The sequence below is a fragment of the Peribacillus huizhouensis genome (assembly GCF_014138605.1).
GTDB classification, from domain to species: Bacteria; Bacillota; Bacilli; order Bacillales; family DSM-1321; genus Peribacillus; species Peribacillus huizhouensis.
This window is the reverse complement of sequence record NZ_JACJHX010000048.1, coordinates 1-2,439: the sequence shown is the minus strand read 5'-3', so window position 1 is coordinate 2,439 and position 2,439 is coordinate 1. Positions and strand designations below refer to the sequence as shown.

1 protein-coding gene and 2 other RNA genes are annotated in these 2,439 nt (G+C 38.0%); 2 read left to right on the top strand and 1 reads right to left on the bottom strand.

What is annotated here, in order from left to right; genetic code table 11:
* Positions 1 to 505 precede the first annotated feature (505 nt).
* Positions 506 to 890: RNase P RNA component class B (gene rnpB / locus HNP81_RS23515), an RNA gene on the top strand.
* A gap of 64 nt (positions 891 to 954) precedes the next feature.
* Positions 955 to 1,219, top strand: an RNA gene (gene ffs / locus HNP81_RS23510) — signal recognition particle sRNA large type.
* Between the two features lie 316 nt (positions 1,220 to 1,535).
* Here ffs and HNP81_RS23505 read toward each other — a convergent pair.
* The gene (locus HNP81_RS23505) at positions 1,536 to 2,099 is read right to left on the bottom strand and encodes a hypothetical protein (RefSeq protein ID WP_182504180.1); all 564 of its coding nucleotides are present in this window, start codon (positions 2,097 to 2,099) and stop codon (positions 1,536 to 1,538) included.
* Positions 2,100 to 2,439 lie beyond the last annotated feature (340 nt).

The window sequence follows — 2,439 nt, the reverse complement described above, 5'->3', positions numbered from 1 at the left end:
ATCAGGCGCTCTCCCCTTTTTTAAAAATGAATGAGCTGCGTCTTATTAAGTATTGCCTTTTTCACTGAATTACAGAAGTTTATTTTCATGGTAGTACAATAAGCACAGCTTCACAAATATGTATAAATATCATTCCGAAAAGACATGTGGAACAGTATTTTGATTTAAGTGCTCAAGAAAGAAAAGCTATGGATAAGTTGTTATTTGAGGGTAAAAAGATCATAGATGAACAACATTAGCCGGATGGTTTTAATATCAGCATCAATTGTGGTGAATTCGAAGGATAGACCAATTTCCATGTACATGTCCATCTCATTCCTAGATATATAGGAGATATGGAAGATCCGCCGGTGTTCGGGTCGTTATTCCTGAAAAGCGGATATATGGATCATTTACTGTCAAACTAATAGGGAAACATGTACCAAAGTTGGAAACCGTTAACTAGTGATTTTCTCTTTTCTTGAATGGTACACTAAGAATGTAGCTGATGAACAACAAAACATGAAATGGTGAGTAGTCGCAGCTCTTGTTAGAAGAGTTGAGGAAAGTCCAGGCTCGCCCGGTGCTGAGATGCCCGGAGTGTTCGTGCCATCTGCAAAGGTGGGCAACAAGAATTTACTTGTCTGACGGCGGAGAAATCATGCTAAGTCCAACGTGATATGCTGAGAGTATTCTGAAAGTGCCACAGTGACGGAGTTCGTCTGGAAACGGACGAAATGGAACGAGGTAAACCCCACGAGCGAGCAACCCGAAATTAGGTAGGGGCACCATCCTGCGGGAAATGAACCAAAAGGATGGATCAATCATAGATCGATAGTTAGATGACTACACCTGTCGTGCGAGATTGGCATTCGTTTATAGCACGCAGGAACAGAACCTGGCTTACAGCCATTTCATGAGCCGAATTCAGCCATGAATGATCAAATCACATAAGGTATGTTTGAATTATACATACCGTACTAGACGGGGAGTTGGCGGTGCCCTGTAACCCGCAATCCGCCAAAGCGGGGTTGAATGCCTGCTTGAGGTTTGAACATGTAAGGTTTGCCTTGTAAAAGTGGTGATGAGAATGGGGTCCTGTGCAATGGAAACCTATGAACCTGGTCAGAGCCGGAAGGAAGCAGCCATAAGTAGATTCACCCATGTGCCGCAGGGTTGCCTCATTTGAGCTTACGTTTACAAGTAACGCTTGGTTGTTCCTATCGATGGCAGGGTACGGTGTTACATAAACGATGATAGAAAGTGTCCTAGGGTAGGACATTTTTATTTGTGATAGGATTCATTATTTTAGCTTTATAATTAAATTTGAGCATTTCTGTTTGTGTTGCTCCGCAATTGCGCCCTTTAATGTAGTAACTAAATTTGACCTCAGTCTTAAAATTAATTAATTCTTATTAAACTAACGCACCCTTTAGTTTAAGTACATTTATTCACAAACTTCTTTTTTGGAATGGCAATGTTAACAATATTGTAGTTATTTCAATCATAAAAAAAGAACCAAATTAGGTCCTTTTTGTGTTTGCTTGTTAAATTGTTCAATTGCTAGTTCTTAAAATATCCGACAATCCATTGTCATTCCCGTATTGAAATCCCCCGATTTTCCCTTCTTCTTTTGTAGAGAAGAGAACTTCACCTTCTACATTTACAGTTTTTTCTTTGTCTCCATTTTTCTGATAACCGACCTTTGCTATGAAAGTATAACGATATGGAGTTTTCTCACTTTGCTCAATCGTGACGCCCTTAAAGCTTAACTTATAACCAGTGTTGTAAGCAAAGGCTGGGTATTGAGTACCAAATGCAGCTATGAATGAATCCAGCCCAGAATCTGTAAAGTAAGGTCCGTATACCTTTGCTACATACTTATCAAACTCTTTGTTCTCTTCTTTATTATTATGAACAGTCCTATATTTAGGATTCCATATTAGTTCCATAAACTCCTCATCTGGACCAGTAAACTGATGCTCAAGAACTTTTTTAATTGCTTCTTTATTTGTGTCTTCTGCATCAGCCTTTGAGCAAGCAGCTATTAAAAACCCTGACATTAACAACATTAAACTTATAAAAATAATGGATTTTGACTTGTTATTATTTTTTGACATTAGATTACTCCTCTTTTTAAAGGTAATACGTTCGCGATATATTTGCAATACATTTAATATTCAGATTAATACATTTTTTCTTCAACTAACCTGTTCCGTTACTTTAAGTACATTTCTTCACAAGCTCTTCTAATTATTAACATAGATACCCATTTTTCTTAAAAGGTGTTGTTCAACAATCTGGCCCGATTATGGAACAACTAGAAAAGTATATTTCTTCTAACTCATAATGAAACATTATAGGAAATCGAGTAGGGGGAAGATAATTTATATATTTTCGCCCCTCTCACACCACCGTACGTACGGTTCCGTATACGGCGGTTCAATTTATATTACAGTG

Bases quoted from the DNA above. Each gene is read 5' to 3' on its own strand.
- HNP81_RS23505 (WP_182504180.1), bottom strand. From the start codon at position 2,099: ATGTCAAAAAATAATAACAAGTCAAAATCCATTATTTTTATAAGTTTA.